At 43.1% G+C, this 24,560-nt stretch carries 21 protein-coding genes; 12 read left to right on the top strand and 9 right to left on the bottom strand.

The genetic code is table 11. The features are described from left to right. Positions 1–120: 120 nt before the first annotated feature. From SJY39_RS24885 to SJY39_RS24875, 3 genes are all read right to left on the bottom strand, one after another. Positions 121–2,097: an alkyl sulfatase dimerization domain-containing protein gene (locus SJY39_RS24885; protein WP_010439827.1), complete on the bottom strand. Its 1,977-nt coding sequence runs from the start codon at positions 2,095–2,097 to the stop codon at positions 121–123. Between the two features lie 304 nt (positions 2,098–2,401). Further along, on the bottom strand, positions 2,402–3,391 hold the full coding sequence (locus SJY39_RS24880; protein WP_010439830.1) for an efflux RND transporter periplasmic adaptor subunit: 990 nt from the start codon (positions 3,389–3,391) through the stop codon (positions 2,402–2,404). After that, on the bottom strand, positions 3,391–4,005 hold the full coding sequence (locus SJY39_RS24875; protein WP_372263969.1) for a magnesium transporter: 615 nt from the start codon (positions 4,003–4,005) through the stop codon (positions 3,391–3,393). Before SJY39_RS24875 ends, SJY39_RS24880 begins: the two co-directional genes overlap by 1 nt. Before the next feature lie 1,128 nt (positions 4,006–5,133). Here SJY39_RS24875 and SJY39_RS24870 point away from each other — a divergent pair. The 4 genes from SJY39_RS24870 (at position 5,134) to SJY39_RS24855 (ending at position 8,783) form a co-directional block, all read left to right on the top strand. After that, positions 5,134–6,069 (top strand): LysR family transcriptional regulator, encoded by a 936-nt coding sequence (locus tag SJY39_RS24870; protein WP_372263970.1) that lies wholly within the window; start codon positions 5,134–5,136, stop codon positions 6,067–6,069. A 247-nt stretch (positions 6,070–6,316) separates the two neighbouring features. Then, positions 6,317–6,694, top strand: coding sequence for a lactoylglutathione lyase (gene gloA, locus SJY39_RS24865; protein ID WP_010439836.1), 378 nt, complete (start codon positions 6,317–6,319; stop codon positions 6,692–6,694). A gap of 14 nt (positions 6,695–6,708) precedes the next feature. Then, on the top strand, positions 6,709–7,806 hold the full coding sequence (locus tag SJY39_RS24860) for an alkene reductase (RefSeq protein WP_372263972.1): 1,098 nt from the start codon (positions 6,709–6,711) through the stop codon (positions 7,804–7,806). A 110-nt stretch (positions 7,807–7,916) separates the two neighbouring features. Continuing rightward, on the top strand, positions 7,917–8,783 hold the full coding sequence (locus tag SJY39_RS24855; RefSeq protein ID WP_016788961.1) for a DMT family transporter: 867 nt from the start codon (positions 7,917–7,919) through the stop codon (positions 8,781–8,783). Between the two features lie 250 nt (positions 8,784–9,033). Here the strand turns inward: SJY39_RS24855 and SJY39_RS24850 are convergent, their stop codons facing one another. Continuing rightward, complete coding sequence (locus tag SJY39_RS24850; protein ID WP_010439843.1) at positions 9,034–9,528, bottom strand: peptidylprolyl isomerase; 495 nt, start codon at positions 9,526–9,528, stop codon at positions 9,034–9,036. A 123-nt stretch (positions 9,529–9,651) separates the two neighbouring features. After that, positions 9,652–10,260: a TetR/AcrR family transcriptional regulator gene (locus SJY39_RS24845; protein ID WP_016768545.1), complete on the bottom strand. Its 609-nt coding sequence runs from the start codon at positions 10,258–10,260 to the stop codon at positions 9,652–9,654. Between the two features lie 239 nt (positions 10,261–10,499). Here SJY39_RS24845 and SJY39_RS24840 point away from each other — a divergent pair, with 239 nt between their 5' ends. Next, positions 10,500–11,456 (top strand): glycosyl transferase family protein, encoded by a 957-nt coding sequence (locus SJY39_RS24840; RefSeq protein WP_022570806.1) that lies wholly within the window; start codon positions 10,500–10,502, stop codon positions 11,454–11,456. Positions 11,457–11,580: 124 nt separating this feature from the next. Here the strand turns inward: SJY39_RS24840 and SJY39_RS24835 are convergent, their stop codons facing one another. Both SJY39_RS24835 and SJY39_RS24830 read right to left on the bottom strand, forming a co-directional pair. Next, complete coding sequence (locus tag SJY39_RS24835) at positions 11,581–11,877, bottom strand: hypothetical protein (RefSeq protein ID WP_016784654.1); 297 nt, start codon at positions 11,875–11,877, stop codon at positions 11,581–11,583. 166 nt (positions 11,878–12,043) lie between these two features. After that, positions 12,044–12,277 carry a hypothetical protein gene (locus SJY39_RS24830; RefSeq protein WP_010439851.1) on the bottom strand — a complete coding sequence of 78 codons (234 nt, stop codon included), beginning with the start codon at positions 12,275–12,277 and terminating at the stop codon, positions 12,044–12,046. 302 nt (positions 12,278–12,579) lie between these two features. Here SJY39_RS24830 and SJY39_RS24825 point away from each other — a divergent pair, with 302 nt between their 5' ends. From SJY39_RS24825 to udp, 4 genes are all read left to right on the top strand, one after another. After that, positions 12,580–12,996 carry a CBS domain-containing protein gene (locus SJY39_RS24825; RefSeq protein WP_010439854.1) on the top strand — a complete coding sequence of 139 codons (417 nt, stop codon included), beginning with the start codon at positions 12,580–12,582 and terminating at the stop codon, positions 12,994–12,996. A gap of 198 nt (positions 12,997–13,194) precedes the next feature. Then, entirely contained in the window at positions 13,195–14,658 is a 1,464-nt protein-coding gene (locus SJY39_RS24820) for an MATE family efflux transporter (protein WP_010439856.1), read from the top strand. Between the two features lie 169 nt (positions 14,659–14,827). Next, entirely contained in the window at positions 14,828–17,179 is a 2,352-nt protein-coding gene (locus tag SJY39_RS24815) for a zinc/cadmium/mercury/lead-transporting ATPase (protein WP_372263973.1), read from the top strand. A gap of 301 nt (positions 17,180–17,480) precedes the next feature. Continuing rightward, positions 17,481–18,239 carry a uridine phosphorylase gene (gene udp, locus SJY39_RS24810; RefSeq protein WP_004736272.1) on the top strand — a complete coding sequence of 253 codons (759 nt, stop codon included), beginning with the start codon at positions 17,481–17,483 and terminating at the stop codon, positions 18,237–18,239. A 239-nt stretch (positions 18,240–18,478) separates the two neighbouring features. On the opposite strand, the gene SJY39_RS24805 is transcribed toward udp, so the two are convergent. Both SJY39_RS24805 and SJY39_RS24800 read right to left on the bottom strand, forming a co-directional pair. Beyond that, positions 18,479–19,645: a DUF1887 family protein gene (locus tag SJY39_RS24805; RefSeq protein ID WP_010439869.1), complete on the bottom strand. Its 1,167-nt coding sequence runs from the start codon at positions 19,643–19,645 to the stop codon at positions 18,479–18,481. Between the two features lie 196 nt (positions 19,646–19,841). Then, the gene (locus SJY39_RS24800; RefSeq protein ID WP_016784651.1) at positions 19,842–21,833 is read right to left on the bottom strand and encodes a methyl-accepting chemotaxis protein; all 1,992 of its coding nucleotides are present in this window, start codon (positions 21,831–21,833) and stop codon (positions 19,842–19,844) included. Between the two features lie 276 nt (positions 21,834–22,109). On the opposite strand from SJY39_RS24800, the gene hinT reads away from it, so the two are divergent. From hinT to SJY39_RS24785, 3 genes are all read left to right on the top strand, one after another. Further along, entirely contained in the window at positions 22,110–22,460 is a 351-nt protein-coding gene (hinT, locus tag SJY39_RS24795) for a purine nucleoside phosphoramidase (RefSeq protein WP_010439874.1), read from the top strand. A 242-nt stretch (positions 22,461–22,702) separates the two neighbouring features. Beyond that, positions 22,703–24,094 carry a COG3014 family protein gene (locus SJY39_RS24790; protein ID WP_022570804.1) on the top strand — a complete coding sequence of 464 codons (1,392 nt, stop codon included), beginning with the start codon at positions 22,703–22,705 and terminating at the stop codon, positions 24,092–24,094. Next, positions 24,094–24,477, top strand: a complete 384-nt coding sequence (locus tag SJY39_RS24785) for a YcfL family protein (protein WP_010439879.1) — start codon at positions 24,094–24,096, stop codon at positions 24,475–24,477. Before SJY39_RS24790 ends, SJY39_RS24785 begins: the two co-directional genes overlap by 1 nt. Positions 24,478–24,560 lie beyond the last annotated feature (83 nt).

The raw sequence follows: 24,560 nt of genomic DNA, 5'->3' as shown, positions 1-24,560 counted from the left end.
TAAAGTTGATGTGAGCGGAGGAGTTTGAATTATATAATAAGCAAAAGATAAAGGGACCGCGAAGGGTCCCTATATTTATCCGTTTGCTATCCTAGCGAGCCCTTAACTAACGTGTGCCAGTTAGCGAACGATAAGCATAATTTCTTCAGGAGACATCGATTTGTCGAAGTAACTCATGAAAAGACCGAAGCCCTTAATATCGCCATTCGAGAACTTAAACGCACCAGATTGCATGTTGGTACCAATCACTTGTTGAGCGTTTGGACCAGCCATCAAGATTTGGTTCAATACTTGACGAGAAGTGTTGATTTGAACATCAGCGCCTTCTAGTGCCGTTTCATGAAGCTGAGCAATACCGTTACGCACTTCGATAGTAAATGACTCGTTGGTATCAGAGAAGTTGTAAGTTAGCGCAGTGTTCACATCTAGCGTGTTCTCTGCGATTAACGTCGATGTCATCATATCGAAGATTTGTTTACTTGGTAGGGCAGTTAGAACGTCTACAGAAGCAAAACTGATCATGTTAGAGAAGTCACGAGTACCTTCTAGTTCAGCTGCAGCATTCAACGCCCAGTTACGCCAGTTGATGTTCACTTGATCGGCAGACCATGCTTTGTAAGCTTGTGCCTTTAGTAAGCGCGCTTCCATGTCATCTTTGTTTACCGTGATAGGGTAAGAAAGAATCTCCGCTGCAAAAGTGTAGTTCTCTGCTTTCATCGCTGCTTTTGCTGTGTCGATGATGTTATCACGGCCGCCCATGATTTCTACGAAAGCTTTAGCACGCTGCTCATAAGCCATTGGCTCTAGTTGCCACGGATCGGCTTCGAAGAAACCGTTGTAGCCTACGTAAATTTGGCGAACAGCGTGTGCAACAGTACCATAATGCTCACCCAACCAAGGGTGTTCAGCTAGGTGTTTAGGCAGTTTAACTACTTCAACTAGCTCGTCAGGTGTTAAGCCTTTGTTCATGTGGCGAATGGTTTGGTCATGCGTGTATTGAATCGCATCGCGATAAGCGGTTAGTACATCTGCTACTGCTTCTTTACCTTCAACAGGGCGACCATGAGAGTTGATCATGACCTCTGTATCGAATTGACGCATTACGTCGATGCCTTTGAACCACATGCTCGGATCGCGGAACTTAGTACCACGAATGGTGTGTAGGTTTGGGAAGTTTTCACCTTGTAAAACCTCTGCGGCGTGCAGAATTTTCTGTTCAGGCAGATAAACCACGACTTCATCTTTAGTTTCAGACGGTACGTTTACGATTTGCATACGTACGCCAGAGATAGTGATGTCTAGCGTACCATTAGCTTCAATAAGTGTGTTTGGTTCAATGAAAGAGATATCGCCTTGCATGAAACGCGGACCGAGGCCATCGTTTACAGTGCCGTGTTCACCTTCTTCAACGTGTTTTGCTCCGGTGTAAGAGGTGCGGTGGCCAAATAGCGTACCTAGGTTTGAAGACCAGTTTGCCACTGCTTCAGTTAGGCCCTCTTGAGCAATGATCTTAACTTCACCAGAAGCTACTTTCTCATCAGTTGTCCATGCTCGAACACCAGAGATGTGGTCAATGTGGTTATGAGAGTAAATAATTGCAGTGACTGGTTTATCGGTAATCTGGCGGAACTGCGCTTTTGCTGCTTCTGCCATTTGAACAGATTCGCCAGGATCGACAATGATGATACCGTCATCGCCTTCAATCATGACTGGAGTATCTAGGCCAAAACCGTAAGCTAAGTAAACATTGTCATCGACTTGTATAACCGCTTGGTCCATTTTACGACTGTGTTTTGTTAGCGTTGGGTGCACGTGTTCAGACTCTTCTGTGTACGCCAATGTTTCACCGGTTTTAGAAAGAACCTTAATACGATCGCCTTTACCCCAAAATAGGTTTGATTCATGTTCGAACAAAACATCGTTTTTGTAGCGTGCGTTTAGATCAATATTTTGGTATTGAGCCGCTGAACTTGTTTGCAGTTCTTGACCTACTTTTGACGTTGCTTCTACCACTGGGGTCGCTGACGTAAAACCAGACACCAATAAAGCGCTCGCAATAGCAACAGGAAGTGCCATTTTTTTGAATGTATTAGTCATGAAGTGACCTTATATTTGGATACAGGAATTGGATTTCTTGGTTTGAATGATAGAGGTGAGAGAGGGGGCTATCTACGAGGTAATGATATTTTAAATTATCGTTTTTACGATGATTGGTTCTTTGAATGATTACATAAACGATTTATTTTGATTTGAATCAATTAGGGCTATGGGTTCATCTCAGATACAAAAATGCCCCGAAAATCGGGGCATTGGGTATTCTATGAATGAAAAGAAATCACACCTGATTTTGAAGCTCATGCGAGCGTTCAGCAGGTGATGATACCATCCAGTGCCAGCGTGTTTACCAAGCGCCTAAGTAAGACTTGTATGATTGTAGGCGAACGGTTGCTGCGCCAATAACATCAATGAAGCCCCAGAAAGGATGTGGTTTTTCTGCTGAAATCCAAGCCGCGCCAGTTGAACCAATAGGGATGTTGTAACCTTCTGGTTCGATGATCTCAAGTACGATAGTACGACCTAAACCATTACCGTTTCTGACCACGTGTTGACCGACGCTTTGTGGCCCCTGAAGTGGAGAAATACTCGACTCTCCCGTACCTGCGTTGAAACTGTGTACTTTTGCTCTGAACACGTGCCCTGGGTATGCATCAACGAAGAACTCTGCAAAATCGCCTACTTGAACATATCCGTAAGTTTGGTCTGAAATACGCATCTCAAGGAACTTTTTGCTGGTGTTGTAAAGGTGCATGTTCCCCATTACAGACCCCTCAGCAATATTCACTATCGATACCTGACCGTCAAATTCAGCTCTAATCGTTTTCTTCTCTTGCGCCCAATTTACTTTTTGTAGATCGGCTTTTAACGACACAAGTTGAGCGTGCAGCACTCGAAGGTCTGAGTCGTACTTTTCTACGTCACGCAGATTGAAAATTTCAGGTGAAGTTTCAGCGCGCTCTAAGTCGCGAGTCATTTGCTTAATCTGTTCTTCTTTCTGAACAATTGAAGATTCGATCTTTGCTTTGTCTGCGGCAGAATCTATGTCGACAAGGGTGTAGATTATATCGCCTTCTTTAACCATTTGGTTGTGCTTAACAAGCACTTTGTCGATCTGCTGACCAAAGATAGGTGACATTACCGCGTGTGGTGCTTTCACAGTGGTTGAGTTTGTTAGATCAACAGGGGCCCACAAGCGAGAAATTACCGCTAACACTGCTAGAATTACCACGCCACCAATGGCAGCCCATGTATAGTTTTTGATGCTCTTTTTAAGTGCACCTGTCGCAAATAGTGACCATACGATTAGGATGTATGGGATCATCATCTCTTTCATTATGCGACCTCTTTTTCTGTAGGGGATGGTTTTGTTGGAGTCTTTTCATCGGCAGGCTTTTTTTCTGAAGATTGTTCTACTGGAGACTGTTTTGTTTGAGACGGTTTTTCGGATGATACGCGGACTACAGCAGTTTCTGTATTGGTAGTGTCTTGTTTAGGCTGTACGCCACGGCGAATAACATCACTCAGTGATTGACCAATATGCTTCCAGTTCGCCAACGCGATAACTAATGCAATAACCCAGAATGTTTTGCTAATGAATAGACCACAAAGTGACAGTGCAAACACGATTTGTACGTGAGCACTTTTGTGTTCTTTCGCTTTATGCACGCCCAATTCATGTATTTGCCACATGCCATAAATGACAGCTAAGACGACCGCTATCGTGACCGAGAATAGGTAGCCAGAGAAGTATTCTGTCTGGAAGAAGTTCATCATCATTTCGTTGGGATGATTATTGAATTGAGACATGTCGATGTCTTTAGAGTGGATTGTGCCTAACGGAGCAAGAGCCCATGCACCAGCTAACATCACTGCCATAAACAGGCAGAACTTAATCAAGACCAAAGCAATGGCCCAGACTTTCTGGAAAACGATTTTAATAAAATTCATATCTCAACCTACACAAATAAGGAGAGAGAATTTGTAGCCTAGAAGTCTAACTTTTGATGACATCTTGAAAAATAGGTGCTTATTATCTTGAATATGGGTGCGCATAATAAACAAGAGTATTAGATGGCCTTTAAAGTGAGACTATTTAGTCTAGACAACGGATTCTCGGTATCAAGAAGCGAATGCTTCCCTATAAATCAACACTTGTTGTCAGCCAGCAGACCGAAACTGAATGGCTAATGAGCAATTATCTTATTACGTGTAGTTCCTCAGCTATCGAGGGGGTCTTCCATGATCATTGACGCATTGCAGTTAGATATTTGTCAGCGTTCTGTTTTGGCTAAGAATTGATTTGTTGGCAGGATAATAGGAAGAGTTTTGAACAGTATCTACCCAGAATTACGATTTGATAATATCGTAATTACGATAAGTTACTTTAATTTTAAATCGGTTAGTTGATTTATTTGCTAGCGCTCAAATTCGGCTTGAAAACATCGTTGCTTAAGTTGGCTTGGATCAATGAAATGATTAATAAAAGCATCAATAAGTAATTGAGTGAAATTTATTTTTTTCATGATTATTTACAATAAGAGAGAAATGAAAATCAGTGACGAATGAGGCATCACTATGAGGTGTTAAAAATACATGCTTTCAATAATGAGTAAACGCGACTTTCAATCGTTGAATTCGAAGTATTGTAGCTAATAATAATCAAATGTATACCAAATCCAATCAGAACACAGTGTCACATTTAATGAGACAATATCATGTTTTTTTCAACGTATTGAAACTAGAATCTAAACCAATCAGTTGCCATTTGAGTTTAAGATACTTGGTGAACGGTAGATTAAGTAAAAGTTAGTGAGTTGGCTCTTGCGGTACTCACTTATAAATAAGTAAGCTCAGGAAGAAGGAGTGCTGCTGTCCTTATTGGGTTTGAAAGCATCACGCTGCTCGTCATCATCTCGCTAGGAATAGCAAGTTAATGTTTTTGCTGCTAAACCTATTGAGATACTTATTACGTGGGATGTTAGTGTCTCAATTTACCGCTCTAATGACGGATTCCTATTTCATTCTATCGTTTTTACGATAGCATGGTGTTTATGGTCGCCTAATGAGTAATTATATATGAGCAACGACATTCCAAACTTTAATTTACTTGCGGTGTTTTCTGCTGTAATGGAGCAAGGCAGTTTAAGTAAGGCCGCTGATCAACTCAGTACTAATCAGTCGACCATCAGTACCGCACTAATACGCCTAAAAAAAGAGATTGGCCAAGAGCTTTTTGTCCGTAAAGGACGAGGTGTGGTTCCTACATCGTATGCACAAAGCTTGTATGAACAGATCAAAACGCCAATTAATGAATTGAACGGTGTATTTCAATCTATGGCGAGCTTTGATGAGCAAGCCTCTGAACGTAAGTTTGTTATCTCTTCACCAGAGCATCTTCAATGGGTTTTACTCAATAGCTTTGCCGCGCTTCCTAACCAAAATTTGTCGCTTGAAGTGTTTGACCAACCAGACAATGATGATCGTATTTATGAAGATCTTCTGACTCAAGAATTCGATGCTATGATTGAAATTTTGGTTCCTGAGCATCCAAGTATAGCCAGTGAAGTCCTTTATCAAGGTGACTTTGCTATTGTGTGTCGTGAGGGTCACCCTCGAATTCAAGGTGAGATCAGCGAGGTTCAGTTTATGACTGAAAAGCATGCGGTACTAGACCGAACTCGCCGTAAAGTTCGTAGCTTGAGCCATTACACTTCTTTGGATTTATCTAAGCGCAAAATAGCGTTTCACGGACGATCACTGTTTAGTAATATCCTCTTATGTAGCCAGTCGGATTATATAACGGTTGTCCCACTTTCTATGGCTCTCCAGTTTCAAGAGAGGCTTGGTCTGCAGTTGTTTAAGCCTCCGTTTGTTTATGAGCAGATGTCTCATTACTTAATTTGGCTTAAGAAGCAGAATAACGATCCCGCACATAAATGGTTTAGAGAGCAAGTCATCCGCACATCTGATGCGATGTCGAAAACGCTTAAAGATAGACGCTTGAGGTTCTAAGTGCGTATCTGACAGAAGGTATCAATTCAAGGGGGAGCGCTAGCTTCCCCTTTTAATTTCATCGATCCACGCCTGTGTCACTTAATAACAAATAATTATCAAAATAAGAATATTTAATAATTTCACTGATTTTAAAGACCTCAGTAGTATGAATAACAACAGAGATAGGTAGCCTTTATGGCAAACCTAAACGAACATTTATTCGCTTCGTATTACGAGGCTTAGGTTCAAGTACGAAGGGCGAAATATGAAATTCCTACACACAATGATTCGAGTTGCTGATCTAGATAAGTCTATTGAGTTCTACACCAAAGTATTGGGGATGAAAGAACTAGAACGCCATGACAATACCGAATACCGTTACACATTGGTTTTTGTTGGCTATCAGCAAGGCGGTACGACTATCGAATTGACGCACAACTGGGATACTAATGAATATGAAATGGGTAACGCTTTTGGCCATTTAGCATTGGGTGTGGAAGATATTTACGCGGCATGCGACAAGATCAAATCGCTGGGTGGCAACGTGACTCGCGAAGCGGGCCCAGTGAAAGGCGGTTCAACGCGCATCGCTTTTATCACTGACCCAGATGGCTACCAAATCGAACTGATTCAACTAGGTTAATCGAGGAAATGACAATGACAAACGCACTATTTCAACCCATTCAACTGGGTAACATCGAACTAAAAAACCGTATTGTTATGCCTCCGATGACTCGTTCTCGTGCAACGCAACCTGGTAATTCAGCAAACGAAATGATGGCGGCTTACTATGCTCAACGCGCCTCTGCAGGTTTGATTGTGGCAGAAGGTACACAAATTTCACCTATGGGCCAAGGCTACGCTTGGACACCGGGTATCTACTCTGACGAGCAGATCGTTGGTTGGAAAAAAGTAACCGATGCAGTACATGAAAAAGGCGGTGTTATCTTCGCGCAGCTTTGGCATGTTGGCCGTGTTACGCACCCAGACAACATTGGCGGTGAGCAACCCATTTCATCTTCTGCACTAAAAGCAGAAAACGTAAAAGTTTTTATCGATAACGGTACAGATGAACCGGGCTTTGTTGATGTGGTTGAACCTCGTGAGATGACGAAAGAAGACATCAAAGAAGTGGTTGAACAGTATCGTCAAGCGGCTTTGAATGCGATTGAAGCAGGCTTTGATGGAATTGAACTTCACGCAGCGAATGGCTATCTGATCAACCAATTCATCGATTCTGAAGCAAATAACCGCACCGACGAATACGGTGGTTCAATTGAAAACCGTCTACGTTTCTTAGGTGAAGTGGTTGAAGCTATGGTTGAAGCGATTGGCGCTGATCGTGTCGGTGTTCGTCTTGCACCGTTCACGTCATTGAATGGTACGGTTGACGCGACGCCTGTTGAAACTTACACAGCTGCAGCAGCGCTACTTAATTTATACAAAATTGTGTACTTACACATTGCTGAAGTCGATTGGGACGATGCGCCTGAAACACCAAAAGCATTTAAGGCCACCGTTCGTGCAGCTTATGACGGTGTACTGATCTATGCTGGTAAGTACGACAGTGAGCGCGGAGCAAAAGCGGTCGCGGAAGGCGTAACCGATATGGTTGGTTTTGGTCGTCCATTTGTTGCTAACCCTGATTTACCCGCTCGTATTCAAAATGGTCATCCGCTTGCTCTGCACGATCCAAATACCTTGTTTGGCGGTGCTGAAAAAGGCTTAACCGATTACCCAGAATACGCAGGTTAAAAACAGCTGTCTGAAGCAGAGTATTGAGATAGTATCTTGATCCTGTTGAATGTTTATAAAAAGCAACCTTGCAGAGTCGGGTTGCTTTTTTGTTATTGGATCGAATAAAAATGATGAACGTAAAAGCGATGCGCGGCGAGCTTTACCTGTTATGTGCAACTTTACTAGCTGGAGTTGGGTGGATTGCATCTAAGCTGGTGGTATTGGAAATGCCTGGGCCTGTGTTCATTGGTGTGCGATTCTTTGTCGCAAGCTTGATTTTATTACCGTTCTGTATCCATCATATCCGTAAGCTTTCTTTTAAGCAGATTCTCTCTCTCTGTGGTGTTGGATTGTTATTGTCTGCTTCATTGCAAGTGTGGGTGTTTGCGGTGTCGGTGACTGAAAGTTTATCTGAAGGGGCGTTTATCATGAGTTTGGCCATGATCATTGCACCGTTTGTTTCTTGGATAATATTTCGTGTTAAGCCTAATCGCGCCTTCTGGATGTCATTCCCAATTGCAATTATTGGTATGTTATTACTGACTTTAACGAACGGTTGGCACGTTGAACAAAGCCAGATCTACTTCCTATTGGCTTCAATGTTACTCTCTTTCCATTTTGTGATGAATAAGCGTGTTATCACTAACATCAAGCCAATTGCTTCGATTTGCGTACAGCTTTTTGTGGTGGGTATCAGTGGAATGGCGTTTGCGTCGATGACGGCTCAGCCGGAGTTTGAAATAACCAAAACGCTCATCTTCTGGTTTATTGTCTCTGCGGTTGTCGCAACATCGATCCGTTACTTATTGCAAACGGTGGGTCAACATTCAGTGAATATGGAAGTGGCAGCGCTGATTATGATTCTTGAGCCAGTTTGGACGTTGTTGTTGAGTGTGAGTATGTTGGAAGAAACAGTGGAGATGCAAAAATTAGTCGGAGGGGCAGTGATCATTGCCTCGCTTTTCTGTTATATCAAATGGTCGAGAAGAAAATAAAAACCCTCGCAGCTGAAGCAAGGGCTTTGTTTCTGCTTTTTTCATCGTAACTAATATAGATGCAATTAGCATCAACAACGTTTTTCTATTTAGGTAAAATGTCCACTGACTACCATTTACTTGGAGTGGTATTCTAATAATAATTTGACAATTATATCTTGGTTGCCCATTTCAGTTTCTTCGCCAAACATCATGGTTACGTAAATTCGTTTGGACAAAAATTATTTTAGTCGCCAGCTGAGAGTGTGATTTAACCGTTTATAGTGACCTTGGTGATCACAATATCTTCGCAAGGTACATCTTCGTGTCCCCAGCGGGTGGTCGTTGGCGCTGCAGCAATTTTGTTTACGATATCCATACCTGCCGATACTTTACCAAACACCGCGTAGCCCCAACCAGCATTGGTTGTTGAGGTATGATCTAAGAAGTCATTGTCATCAAGGTTGATAAAGAATTGCGCTGTCGCTGAATGCGGTGCGTCAGTACGAGCCATTGCTACCGAACCAATCACATTTTTCAATCCGCGATTAGCTTCGTTGACAATCGGTGCTCGTGTTGGTTTTTCTGTCATGTCGAGCGTGTGTCCGCCACCTTGGATCATGAAACCGTCGATAACACGGTGAAATGTAGTGCCTTCATAAAAGCCATCCTGGCAATACTTAAGGAAGTTTTTCGACGTTACTGGCGCTTTTTCAAGGTTCAGTTCAATCTCGATATCGCCAAAGTTGGTGGTGAAAGTAATCATAGTGCTACCTAAAGTTGAAGTTTTACTGAGTCGTAATGACGAAAGTGGGTTGAAGTATAGGGAAAATAAAAATGGATACCAGTGATGGTTTCGTTGTGGTTGAATTCCAGATAATCGCCAAAATCACGCCTGATACTGTTTGAGGAACATCTCAACACTTGAATTAACAATTACTTGCTTTTGCTGCTCGTCTGGTGATGGTGCATGACCTATGATTTGTGGCCAAAAGGCAAACGACTTAAGCAGAGCAATGAACTGAGTGGATGCAAACAATGGATCTAATTCAATCAAACGACCGTCGGCCAAAGCCGCTTTTATCCAGAGCGTTAGGCCACTTTCCGCTTGCGAGTATTTTTCCATGGCTTGATGTGCAAGCTCTGCATTGTGAAAGTACTCAGAAAACAACACACGAGACAAGTCGATAAAGCCCTCTGACTCAAGGAGCTCAAGTTCTTGATTGGCGATAGCTTCTAGTTGATCGATTAGTGGTAGATTGGTCTGATATGGGAAATGGGTCGCCGAGAGTGTTTTAGCCCAAATGCTGTTGAGTATTTCGTCCAATAACATCTCTTTACTGGCAAAGTGATTGTAAACAGTGCGCTTAGACACTTCTGCACGGTTTGATATTTTGTCCATGCTTGTCGATTTATAGCCGTGCTCGGTAAATTCAGCGATAGCAGCAGCAACGATCGATTCACGTTTCTTTTGGCTCAGTGTTTTTTTTACAGTCATTCGGCACTACTCAATAGGTCACGTTTAGCTTTGTATTTATCAATTTTACACCAATAAGTTTACTTTTAAAATGCTGGTCAGTTGCCGGTTTGTTACTCCAGTAAGACATGGCTACCCCGGTTTGGATCAATTGCACTGTTGTTGATAGTGGTTGAATCGCTTTGCAATGAGCTATGGGTGTCATAGAATCGGAGACGTATTAAATTTTATTGATATCTACGGAAGAGAATTAATAGTCAATGAGTAGTATTTTAGAGTGTATTCGTACTGTTGGACGAGGGGAAAGAGGGCGCAAGCCTTTGTCGTTCGAACAAGCTTATCGCATCATGGATGAGTATTTAAGCGGTGAGGTCGGAGACGATCAAATGGCTATGCTACTGATGTTAATTCGTGTGCAGAATGAAACTAATGAAGAAATTGCAGGCTTTGTAAAAGCGTTTCAATCTCGAGTGCCGGATTTGGGCGCAGATATTGATTGGCCGTGTTATGCCGGAAAACGCAATGATACGGCGAGTGGTAAACCGTGGAACTTGCTTGCAGCAAAAATATTAGCAGACGACGGCTACAAAGTGTTGATGCATGGCTATATGGATAAGCCAAGTGGTCGCACGCACGCAGAGACTCATTTAGACCTTGTGGGTGTTCGCCGCGCTGTAGACCCTCAAGATGCGAAACAGATCCTTGAAGAAGACGGTATTGCCTATTTACCTTTGGCGAATTTTGCTCCAGAAGCTCAGACTATGATTGGCTGGAAGCATCGTTACGGTTTACGTACCCCGATTAATACTGTGGTTCGAGCATTAAACCCTGGTGGTGGACGCTTGGGCTTACGTGGTAGTTTCCACCCAGGTTTCCCACAATTGCATGCGGAAGTTGAGCATGTCATTGGTAACAAGTCCCACTCAGTGATTTCATTTAAAGGTATGAATGGTGAGTCGGAATACAACCCGAAAGTGAGCCAAACCGTGTGGATGAGTTCTCCTGAAAAAGTAGAGTCATTCTACTGGGAAGGAACCATGAACCCGGCACTTCCTCTTCCTAAGGAGTGTGTATTAGGCACGCCGGAAGATGAGATGGAGTTGATGGCGAATAGTGTCGTTGACAGCATGACGGCGATTTTATTTGCAGAAACGCACGACAAGGCTGAAGCTTATGCAAAGGCTCTGCGTTTATGGGAAGCGTATTGTGCTCGCTAGCCGATAGTGAAGAGCATGAAATGAGAGAAGGTCAGCGATTGCTGGCCTTTTTTCTCCCTGAACTTTATTAATGTTCGTTTCGACTGATGGTAAAATGATATAGATTGAGTAAATAATATAAAGGCTACTTCACTCGCATCAGTCGATGCATTTTATCTTCAAATTGGATCTCGATAATTTGTGAGACTTTCATTTTTTCGACACGTTCTAACATTGCCGCTGTATATGCTTTCTTCTTCATCCACTCTAACGGTTCTTTAAAACCATCTTCATTAATTACAAACGATTGATCGGTAATTGAGTCTTGAAAGATGTGCACAACCCAGATACGCGATTGGAAATCCAATAGCTCGCTAAAGTAGCTTTTTAGCTCAGATAAATGGCCAGATAGGTAGGTTTGAGGTGAACGTAGCGAAATCATAGTTGACCGTATTTAGGCAATAAAAGCGATATGAGGTTTGTTCATCTAGGTCTATCGCTTATTGGAGACAATAGGCAAGCATTATTAGTGCGATTACCTACTCGAAAGGCTGTCACAAAATACGGTATTTGTGTGTCGTTAACAATGTTTGCGAGTGATAAGTTAGCTATTTCATGAATAAGCCGAAATCGATCTCTTGTTCTCTATGATATTTAACAAGCTTGACTTTCAGGTTGTGCTTGGCAGCCAGATTAATCGCTAGAGTCGACATGCGTTTGATTTCGTTCACACAGCTTGATATCAGAGGTTTCTCTTCGTTATCAACAATGGCGACGAGAGTGTTCTCTGTCCCGTCACTACCTGAATAAATGTACGCGTACATGTTGTTGTCGTGTTGCATAAGTTACCTGAATCTGACTCTTCATTTTTTGTATGGTGAAGATTACAGGGTTTATTTGCCCAAGCTAGCGCGGCTAAGTAAGCCTAAGAAAGGAAAAGTAAGGCTTTGTAAGAGCTCTATTTTTTATTTTTTTGACGGTGGGAAAATGCTCACAAGCCTTTTGTGACCTTGTTTTTTCGTCTTAGTAGGTTTTACCTATCAATAAAATTGTTGAAATCCATTTAGTAAAATCAAGATTTTAGACAACAATTAACTTAACAAGATAGAAAAAGACATAACGAAAAGTATTTAGGGAGAGCACAATGCATTCAATAAAAGTGAAAGATTACATGACGCCACAGGTTGTGACATTCACTCCTGATATGCCGTTAAGTCTAGCGTTAGACAGAGTAATGCGTAGCCACCACATGGGCGGTCCAGTAATTGATGAGAATGAGCAAGTTATTGGCTTCCTTTCTGAACAAGATTTATTAGAGAAATTAGTTAAGGTGAGCTATTTCTGCCAAGACACACACATTGTCGGTGATTGTATGTACCAAGAGGTACTCTCGGTATCGCCAGACCTATCCATTATTGAATTGGCGGATATGATGCAAGTCGGGAAGCCAAAAGCTTACCCTGTACTCGATAACAAAAAGCTAGTAGGTATTATCACCAGAACCGATGTTTTAAGAGCAATTGGTAAGAACTTGGATGAATGCTTCAAACATCAGGTATAGTAGCGTGTTGAGAACGATTATTCTTCTTAATATCCTATAATTAGAAAAGGCGCTTTGGCGCCTTTTTCTTTGTCGAACGTTTTGCATGAAGCTTGTCTTTATAAGGTTTTAGTTTGTAGGAGCTCTCTTAGTCGATCGTTTAAAAGATCTAAAGTTTGTCGAGCTTTAGCTTGTGATATTTCAGTTTTTGGAGGTTTCATGTCAAATCAAACTGCAAAGTTTGTAGAAGGTTCAACGATGCGCCATATATTGGTGATGTCGGGAGCAGGCTCTGTAGGTTTGATGGCCTTATTTGTCGTCGATTTACTTGATATGTTGTTCATTAGTATGTTGGGACAAGTTGAACTAGCAGCTGCGGTGGGTTTTGCTGGGACATTGACGTTCTTTTCGACTTCTGTCTCGATAGGCACCTCCATTGCGATGGGCGCTCTGGTTTCAAAAGCAATTGGTTCCAAAGATAAGGAGCAAGCTCGAAACCTCAGTACCAGTATCATGTTAACCGCGTTTGTTATTAGCTCGACAATTACCGTGGTGATGTTTACTTATATTCCTGAATTACTGGCCGCGATTGGTGCGAAAGGGGTAGCGGCCGAACGTGCCCAAGCTTATCTACAAATTCTATTACCCAGTGGCCCATTTCTAGCGCTGGCAATGGCGGCAGGTGCAGGTTTAAGAGCAGCAGGTGATGCAAAGCGTTCAATGTGGGCAACGTTATCAGGCGGTATCGTTAATGCGATATTGGATCCACTCTTTATCTTTGGTTTTGGTTGGAACATTGAAGGGGCGGCTATCGCTTCTGTTTTTGCTCGCTTTTCGGTGTTGTTTTTCTCGCTTTATCCTTTAATACGTAGCCATCAACTTGTTGCTCCTCCTTCTTTGTTGCAATGGCGTATTAACCTTCGTCCTATTCTTGCTATTGCCATTCCCGCTATTATCACCAATACGGCAACGCCGATTGGCAATGCGATAGTGACCACAGGTATCGCCCAATATGGCGAGGATTTCGTTGCTGGCTTTGCTGTTATTGGTCGGTTGACGCCGGTGTGTTTCGCTGTGATCTTCGCGTTATCTGGTGCTGTGGGGCCAATCATTGGTCAGAACTTTGGCGCTGAGCGTATGGATAGAGTTAAAGAAACCTTGAACAATTCTCTGCTGGTTACCACGGCTTACACCATCGCAGTCTGTATTTTGCTGTATTTCTTACAAGATCTCGTGATTCAAGGCTTTAGCCTCCAAGGTGATGCTGCCATAATTGTTGCGGCTTTTTGTACTTATGTTGCTTTGACTTTTACTTTTAACGGTGCGTTATTTGTCGCAAATACGTCTTTTAATAACCTCGGGAAACCTTTGTATTCTACGGCTCTCAACCTGGGTAAAGCGACTTTGGGCACTTTGCCGTTCGTATACTTGGGTTCGCAGTGGTATGGCGCGTTGGGTGTGTTGTATGGACAAGCTTTAGGTAATGTCTTGTTTGGACTGTTGGGGATTTTGGTGCTTCGTTATCATATCGCTGAGTTGATGCAAGGCTCTGAAGTTGATCATGGCGAAGAAGACGTATCTATCGTGAGTTTGAATACGCAGCCTTTTTGTTCTCATGATGCCGTTCTGATTGATGATGTGTCTGCGAATAGAGAAGAGTGCGTAGAACTTAAGCAACGCTGATAATCCTGTCGTATTCGAATAAGGTTTTTCGAAAAAATTGAATTGCCTGATAACTTCTTCTTGACCTTGGAGTTAGCTCCAAGGTTTATAATTCTAAAGAACTTAAGGTTTTGTTACCGTCATTGGTTAGCTAAAACCTCAAGGCTTTTGAGTATTAAGGAGATAGATTATGTGCGCAAAACATGCAGCGTGCCGCTCAACAAAAGTGGACGTTCAATCGCAAGCGACTGGGGCGACCTGTTCTAGTCCGAAAATTACCAGCATTACAGCCGCAAGCTCTTCATCAACATGCTGTAGTTCTGCGACGGCTTCTGCCCTAGCAGATGGTTGTTGTGGTTCAGACAGTGGAGAAGAAGACCGGCTGCCCTTAACTGAACCTCTTAACGCCCAATTTTCAAAAAGTTGGCTAGTCTCGGGAATGGACTGTCCAGCTTGTGCTCGAAAAATAGAAAAAGCGGTCAGTAACATCAAAGGTGTTATTGAAGCTAAAGTGCTATTCGCTACCGAAAAACTGGTGGTTAAATTCGACGATGAAAGTCTTGCTGATACCATTGAAAAGGTCTCTATCAAAACGGGTTTCCCTCTTACGGAAGTCGGTTCTAAGAAAGAAAAACAACAACCTGAGACTTTTTGGCAAGCCCATATCCAACCTAATTTACAGATTATAGCGATTGCAGCTGCAATGTTGTTCGCTGCACTTCTGAAAAGTACTTCTCCTCAACTAAGTGAAGGTTTGTTTACCGTAACTTGCTTACTCGGGTTATATCCGGTGGCTAAAAAAGCCGTTCAATTGGCACGTTCCGGAACACCTTTTGCGATTGAGATCCTAATGAGTGTCGCAGCTCTGGGCGCTTTGTACCTTGGTGAAACCGCGGAAGCGGCGATGGTTCTCTTGTTGTTTTTGATTGGTGAGCGCTTGGAAGCTTTCGCTTCATCGCGAGCAAGAAGTGGTGTTCAAGCCCTTATGGCATTGGTGCCAGAGAATGCGACCAAGATTATTAACGGTGAACGTGTTGAAGTGGCGGTGAGCGATCTTGTTCCTGGTGATGTGATTGAAGTGGCGGCGGGCTCTCGTTTACCTGCTGATGGCAAACTGATTACCGACGCAGCAAGCTTTGATGAAAGTGCGTTAACCGGTGAGTCTGTTCCTGTTGAACATATCGAAGGTAACAGCATCATGGCGGGCGCCGTGGTTGTCGATAAAGTTGTGCGCATTACGATAACGTCTAAACAGGGCGAAAATGCGATTGACCGAATCCTCCATCTTATTGAAGAGGCGGAATCCCGTAAAGCACCTCTAGAACGCTTCCTCGATAAATTCAGCCGTTGGTACACACCGTTAATGATGTTGGTTGCATTGTTAGTGATTATTACGCCACCGTTGTTGTTTTCCCAACCTTGGGAAACATGGGTATATCGTGGTTTGGCCTTACTATTGATTGCGTGTCCTTGTGCTTTGGTTATCTCAACGCCAGCAGCGATTACCTCTGGTTTAGCAGCAGCAGCGAAGCGTGGTGCTTTAATCAAAGGTGGCGCTGCGCTAGAACAGCTTGGAAAAATCCAAACCATTGCATTCGACAAGACGGGTACTTTGACGGAAGGTAAGCCTCAGGTTACGGATATTCAGGCTCTATCAGGTTGGCAGCAAGATGCAATGCTACGTGTAGTTGGTGCTATTGAAGTTGGCTCTACGCATCCATTGGCGCAATCGCTAGTGGCGAAAGTAAAAGAACTGAATGTTGAGATCCCAGAATCGCATAATAAGAAAGCATTGATCGGCAGTGGCGTCGAAGGTGATGTCGATGGAATTAAGTATCAGGTTTTATCGCCTTCTAAGGTGACGTTTGATCTTGGTGCTGATGTTGTTTCTCAGATTGAAACATTAGAGGGCGAGGGTAAGACGGTTGTGGTTGCTCTAGAGCTTAAGCATCAAGCAGAATCAACAGGTCAAGTGGCGACAGTGATTGGATTGATAGCGTGGCAAGATACCTTACGTAGTGATGCTAAGCTGGCGATCGAACGACTTAACGACTTGGGTATTCAATCTATCATGCTTACTGGTGATAACCCGCGCAGTGCAGCAGCGATCAGCAGCAAGATTGGTATGCAATATAAGGCAAGTCTACTTCCAAGCGATAAAGTGACTTACGTTGAAGAGTTATCTCAACAGTCGCATGTCGCAATGGTTGGAGATGGTATCAATGATGCACCAGCGATGAAAACCGCTAACGTAGGTATTGCAATGGGTGGTGGTACGGATGTGGCGTTGGAAACGGCTGACTCTGCACTGACTCACAATCGCTTAACGGAACTCCCTGCGATGATTGAACTGTCGCAAGCGACCATGAATAATATCCGTCAAAACGTAGCACTTGCACTCGGTTTGAAAGGTGTTTTCTTGGTGACGAGTTTACTCGGTATTACCGGTTTGTGGGTTGCGGTGTTAGCCGATAGTGGTGCGACGGCACTGGTGACATTGAATGCTTTGCGTCTTCTTCGATTCAAATCTAAAGCAGATTAGGTTCAGCTCCCAGACATAGCTCGCTCTACAAATAACAAGCAGCTACTATAAAAAGCGTCTTTAGCGGTAATACGTTAAAGGCGCTTTTTGTCTCATTAGTATGCAACATAGGCGTATGGATTGCTTATTTTTGTGATGCCAATCGGTTTTTCGTGAAACTTGAAATCTTGTTGCGATCATTGGTGTGACCTATGTCACTTCATTTTGTTATAGGCTTGGTTAGAGTGTGTGTGTACCCCACGAATTTACTATGAGCTTAAATAAGGGTTAACAAAGCCCAATAAGCCAAAAGGAGCGAACTATGTCTCAAGCTGTTTTCCATTTAGGTGTTACTGAAGCAGATCTTAACGGTGCTACTCTTGCGATCATTCCTGGTGATCCTGCTCGTGTGCAAAAAATTGCCGAAGAGATGGAGAATCCTGTATTTCTTGCTAGTCACCGTGAATACACGCTTTACCGCGCAGAGCTAGACGGCAAGCCAGTTGTTGTATGTTCAACAGGTATCGGTGGTCCATCTACTTCTATCGCAGTTGAAGAGCTTGCTCAACTTGGTGTTCGCACTTTCCTTCGTGTTGGTACTACTGGTGCTATCCAGCCACATGTAAACGTGGGTGACATGATCGTTTCTACAGGTTCTGTTCGTTTAGACGGTGCTAGCCTGCACTTTGCGCCAATGGAGTTCCCAGCAGTTGCTGACTTCGAAGTTGCAACAGCAATGAAAGCGGCAGTTGATGAATCAGGTGCAACAGTTCACATGGGCGTAACGGCTTCAAGTGATACGTTCTACCCAGGTCAAGAGCGTTACGACACGTTCTCTGGTCGCGTTGTTAAGCGTTTCCAAGGCTCTATGCAAGAATGGCAAGACATGGGCGTTCTAAACTTCGAAATGGAATCTGCAACGCTTCTAACTATGTGTGCAAGTTCTGGTCTTAAAGCGGGTTGTGTTGCTGGTGTAATCATCAACCGTACTCAAAAAGAGACGCCTGATCACGAAACACTAAAAGTAACAGAAGCTCGTTCAATCAAAGTGGTTGTAGAAGCTGCTCGTAAAATGCTTTAAGTTGTAAAAATACTTTTAGTCTTAAAGTGCTTTAAGTCTGTTTCCAAGATTTAAAAATGGCCGCATCGAATGATGCGGCCATTTTTTATGAGGCAAAGAAATTAAAGGCATAGATAGTTGAAAGATGAAAATAGAGCAAAACAGACGAATAGCTGGAGAAAAAAAGGCGAGTGACTCAATAGTCATTCGCCTTTTTAGATTTACTTAAGAGCGTTCAGCTCTCAAGAGTCTATTTATTTTTAGCACTCTAAATCTTCATCACCACCGGCGGCGGTAAACCATGCCGCTAGGTGTGTTTTAAGATCTTTTAATTCGTCAGGGCCAATCAATGCAAGGCCAAGATCTTCTGCTCGTGTGATGTCGTTATGACGAAGAGGTCGGAAACTCACTAACATTGCACGTGCTTGTAGGCCACCCAGAAGGTCTCTAAGCGATTCCAGTTTGTACAAGGTATCATCGCCATCATCACGCATACCTTTGGTCTTACACTCGATGATGTGCAGCTTATTGTTCACTACAGAAGCAACATCAAGCTCGTTACGCACCTCGCGTTCACCTAATTGGCGGTATACCTGAACATTTAAAGAGCGATCTTGAATGGTTGGCATGTCATCTTGGATTTGCTTAACGGTACTGTGAACCAAAGTCTCTAGCCATTCGCCATTAGAGAAGCGTCGTGCATCTTCATTGGCGAACGTCAAAATACCATTATCATAAGTGGCAATTTTAGCTTCCACCAAATCACTTAACAGCATGTTTAGCTCGCGATAACCTTGTTGCTTCTCAGACAACCCCACATCAAGCCTCTGTTCTTTACGGCAAGTCGTTGCAAGGTAGTTCAATGTAGCGAGGCCAGGGCCGAGTTCTAGTGCATTACTTGCCCAGCGTTCGCCCAGTTCATAAAGCTTCTGATCAAGTTGAGGAGACAGCTGTACATCGCTGAATTCACCACGAGCACCGAACACCGTTAGGTAGTCGTCGATGGTAATACGGTCTTGTACTTGTGCGTCTTCTTTGCCATTCGGATAAAGCCAGCACAGCTTGTCACTGTTTGGTTCAACAACAAAGATTGGCCAGTGGTAAGTACGAAATACTTCGTAGACAGAAAGTAGGCGGTGACGAAGACCACAACTTGCGTTGAGTTTCACTTCTTCTCCACGAGCTTTGAGGTCTTCAGCAAGGTTTTGGATAGACTCTTTAATTGCGGATGTATTTACGAGGGTAGGAATTTCGAAAAACTCACTGGTAATGTCGCGTTTTTGTAAAACGCTTTCTAAACGTTTGTACATACTGACTTGATTCTTGTCTCCGATAAACACGATGTGAGTACTGATCGTTCGGTTATCAAGTAGTGGGGTGAGCAAGCGAATGGGGTCTTGATCGATAATGCCAACATGAACAGCCATATAAATTCCTTATTAGCGGCTCGCTCATAAAGGTGAAAGATAAACGGAAAACAGCAAGCCTTAATAATCATATAATGACAAAGCTCATAAAAAACAAGGGCAACCCTTGATAAAAGTTGCCCTTGTTCAATTAGTTATCACTATTGGGTTAGATATCCCAACATTTTAGGTTCATATCTATAGATTCTTTGGTTACCTATAGTTTGAACTGATGAACTAAATCGCCTTGCTGATTCGCAAGTACTGTTAGGTTTTGGCTGGCTTCTGCAATCGACGACATTGCTTGGTAACTTGCATCAGCGATATGGTTGATGTCTTCGATGTTACGTGCGATATCGCCAGATGTTTCACTTTGCTCAGCGGCTGCTTGAGATATGTGTGTACTCATGTGGCTAATCTCTAGAATCAATGCTTGGATCTCTTCCATCGCACTGTTGGCACTTGAAGCTTGTTCAACCGACATGTCCATATCACTCATGCAGCTTTCAATCACATTGCTTGCTGTTTTCGAGCTTGATTGCAGATTGCTGATCATCGTCTCGATTTCCGAGGTCGATTGTGTGGTCTTTTGCGCCAGCACTCGAACTTCATCGGCAACGACTGCAAAGCCTCGACCTTGTTCGCCGGCGCGTGCTGCTTCAATCGCTGCATTCAATGCAAGTAGATTGGTTTGTTCAGCAATGCCGCGGATGACATCAAGAATCGATCCAATTTGGCTACTCATTTGTTGAAGTTCGCCCACCGCGCTGACCGATTCAGTAAGACGTGATTCAAGTTGATTGATAGTGCTGATATTGGTGTTCATGATCTGGCGACCAGACTCAGAAGCCGATTCCACTTGTTGAACCATAGTCAATGAACTTTGCGCGCTGTTCGCTACCTCTTGTACCGAGTGAGACATTTCTGTCATTGCCGTCGCGACTGTCGCTGTTTGCTCGCGCTGGCTGTTCAATTGAGCCTGAGTCTCTGATGAGGTTTTTTGGTTCACGCTTGCCGTTTTAGTTAGGTCATCTGAAGCATCATTCAACTTAACTAAGATATTGTGAAGGTTGTCGGCTAGGGTGTTTATGTGGCCACTTACACGACTGAACTCGTTGTTATAACGGATATCGATGCGTTGCGTCATATCACCTTCAGTTAAGCCTTCAAGTGTTTTCAGAATGCGTGTTAATGGCTCTCTTACACTGTTGGCAATATGGTATCCAATCGCTGCAGCAAACAGCGTCACCACAACGCCGATTGCGATGGCATTGAACAAGCCCTTGTCGTAAATGCTGCTTGCGTCTGCCAATGAAGAGTTAAGTTGTTCTTCTGCGGTTACATTGAATGAATCAAGTACGGCCATGGCTTGGTCTACTTCAACGGCTAAGTTGGCAATGTTGACGTATAACGCTTGTTTCGCCTGTAAGTAGTTGTTGTGCTTGTCTAAGACACCGCCTTTTTGACCGACGTCTTTTGTGAATTTTTGAACTGACTCATCGAAGACATTTTTAAGTGCAGGTAATTGCGTTGATAGCCCGCGATAAGCGTAGTTAAGGTGAGTAACGGCCTTTTTGTTTTGGTTAACGGCTTTTTGCACAAATGCCACATCAGAACTAGCTAGCGCATCTGAAGTAATCACCTCAGCGTCTTGCAGTTTAATGAAGTAGCTTTTCGCCATTACTTTTACAGAAATGCTTTTTTGGTCAGCAACGTACTCTTTCATACCTACAGTCAATTCGGAGTGTAGACGTTGAAAATCACGTGATGCTTTTTGTACTTGTTCTTGTGCTTCGAACATTGCCACGTAGTTGTTCATCGCTTCATCGGCTTCGGCGAAGTAACGCTGTTCCATCGCTCTTAACTGGGCAATACGTTCAACAAGTGTAGTGTTGTTTTGACTCGCGGTTTCCAAGCTTCCAAGCACTTCAGAAAAAGAGTTTTGTGATGAGGCAAACTCTGTACGCATTGCAGACATACGCTCAGCGTTTTGTGTGGTTAGGAAGTCCTTGAATGACTTATCAGCAGAAAGTAGTTGAACACTTGTTTGATTTGAAAGCGCAACAAGTGGTAGTGAGGTTTCTGAGACACTCTCAAAATTGCTATGTATCTGATTCATGCTGTTCATCATGATGGTTATCGTGACTGCGAACATGATGATGATCAGTGCGAAACCAGCGTACATACGCTTGATCACAGATCCCTTCATGGCTTTCTCCCTAAATAAAATGCAGACCTAATGTCAGGTCAAAGTAAAACTAACAAAATTATCAGCATTCTATTGAGCTCGACTTACGCATTTTATGACGCACACGTCAAAAATAACCCTTACTTATAACCAACATGCCATTCTTGAGAGGTAAGGCTCGTTTTCTTTGATTTGAACGGTGTTTTTTATTATGCTTTAAAGAGGATTTATTGTGGTTTGTTGCGGCATAGCGCATACTCAAAACATTAAAAACTCAATGTTTTATCGGAGAAAAACATGGCTGAAGAAACCATCTTTAGTAAGATCATTAATAAAGAAATCCCTGCAGATCTACTATATCAAGACGACTTAGTAACGGCGTTTCGCGATATTAACCCTCGCGCACCAAGTCATATTCTAATTATCCCTAACAAGCTGATTCCGACAACGAATGATGTTGAAGTGGAAGATGAAGCCATGATGGGGCGCATGTTTACCGTGGCTCGTAAGTTAGCAAAAGAAGAAGGCATCGCAGAAGATGGCTATCGTCTTATCGTAAACTGTAACTCTCACGGTGGCCAAGAGGTATACCATATCCACATGCACTTGGTTGGTGGTCGCCCGCTTGGACCGCTATTGATTAGCTAGTTGAACAATTAGTTGGTTAAGTAATCAGTTGGTTTAGTGAACATGTCGCTGAATGCTTAGCCAGTTAAATGATTGGCTTGTTGGATAAATTGTAGGTTATATGCCAACTTTAAACTTCATCTGTTGTCTGAATAACGGCATCAATTAGGCGAGGCGACACTTTTCAACGTATTTATTTTGAGAGTATTGATTCGCCTTAATCGTATAGAAGTTGGCATTTTAAACATGCACGGAGACGTTAAGTGAAGCAACAGTTTAGATTCGCTTCCATTGCCCTGCTATCGGCGTTGACTGCGGGATGCGCGAGTATGTCGGCAGGAAGTCTGTTCAGCCATTATAGCGCTCAAAACAAAGAGATATACCAAGCAGTGAAGTCTGGAGATTATTCAGAGGCTCAACAAGAGTTACCAGATTACGCAGCAGGAGACATTCTTGATAATTTTGAAAGGGGTAGAATTAACCTGCTTGATCAAAAGTATCCGGAGAGTAAGTCTTCGTTTGAGTTGGCCGACCAGGCAGTAAGAGATCAACAAAGCAAAGCCGTGATCTCAATCTCAGACAGTGCGACCAGCGTTGGTGCATTGGCTGTGAATGACAATATTACCGAGTATGTCCCGCCAGATTATGAATTGGGTTTTCTTCATCTTTATCTCGGCTTAAATTACTTGAAGAAAAACGATTTAGAAGGTGCGGTGATAGAAATGCGTCGCGCCAACCAAGTACAAGAACAAGCAAAGAAACAACGTGAAGCTGAGTTAGAAAGAGCAGCGAGTGATGCCAAGTCTCAAGGTTTATCAGCCAATGTAGGCAGCATTCTTGCGAATTACCCTGATGCGGGTAAAAAGCTGCAATCGGTACAAAATGCCTATTTGATGTTTTTGTCTGGGCTGCTTTATGAAGCATCAAATGATTTAAACAGTGCCTACGTTGACTATCGACGTGCTCTGGCCGTGATGCCAGAAAACCAAGAAATTATCGATAGAACAATGTCGACAGCCGCTCGTTTAGGAATGCGACAAGATTTAGCAACGCTAGAAAAGCGCTATAAGCAATCGTCGAAGCTTGGTAACGGACAAGGGCGAGTGATTGTGCTTCAAGAGCAAAGCGCAGTGCAAGCGATGGATAGTTGGCGACTAGATTTACCTATTTATGACAGTCGTGATCAGGGAGCAATATACTCTTTGGCGCTGCCATACTATCCAAACCAAAACGTCGAACGTTTTTCTGCTTTAAGAATCAATGGGCAGCCTTTGTCTGAAAGCTTAATTACTGACGTGAACGCGATGGCTCAGAATGATTTGTCTGAACGAATGACGAGTATCGTTATTCGCCAAGCGCTGCGTGTTGTGGCAAAAGATCGCATCCGTAAAGAAACCACTCAAGGTAACGATGTAGGTAACATTCTGTTTAATGTGTGGAACACCTTTACTGAGCAACCAGACACGCGCAGTTGGCAATCATTACCTGCCGAGATTAAGAGCAGCACGTTTGTAGCAAATAGTGGTCAATATACGTTAGAAGCAGGCGCTAAAACGTATGATTTCGATATACGAGAAGGGCAGACCACCTTGGTTTGGATTTCTCGACAAGGGAACAACGCAACAATGTGGCATAAACAGCTAGGGAGGCTGTAATGAAAAAGTGGTTAGTGAGCTTCGCAGCGGTTATGGCTCTGGCTGGGTGTGCTGATAATACAGCTGGCGTAAGAGTTGATAGCCTGACTCAGAACGTTTTCTTTGGTGACAAGGTATTGGGTAGCCGTTTATTGGTTGAAGATATCCGTACTGATCAAATCGATGGTCATACTAGAGGAATTGTTCGTTTGAACAGTAACTATAAAGGCGATCAAAATATCCTTTATCGTTTCTACTGGTACGACGATGCTGGTCTTGAGGTCAATTTAAAACAAGGTCCTTGGAAGCAAGCAATTGTTCGTGGTTTTGAAAGTATTTCGTTGTCGGAAGTGTCGGTAAACCCGAGCGCAACTCAGTTCCGAGTTCAGTTCCGAGAGCAGTAACTCAGATTTAAGAAGCGGATCGATTGATTTGCCTATGTAAGTATTTAAGAGTGAGGGTGATGCCCCATTCAGTGATAAATTGA

Origin of the sequence: Vibrio sp. R78045, assembly GCF_042466085.1 — a bacterium.
In the GTDB taxonomy this organism is placed as follows: Bacteria; Pseudomonadota; Gammaproteobacteria; order Enterobacterales; family Vibrionaceae; genus Vibrio; species Vibrio cyclitrophicus.
This window is presented reverse-complemented; position numbering and strand designations above follow the sequence as displayed.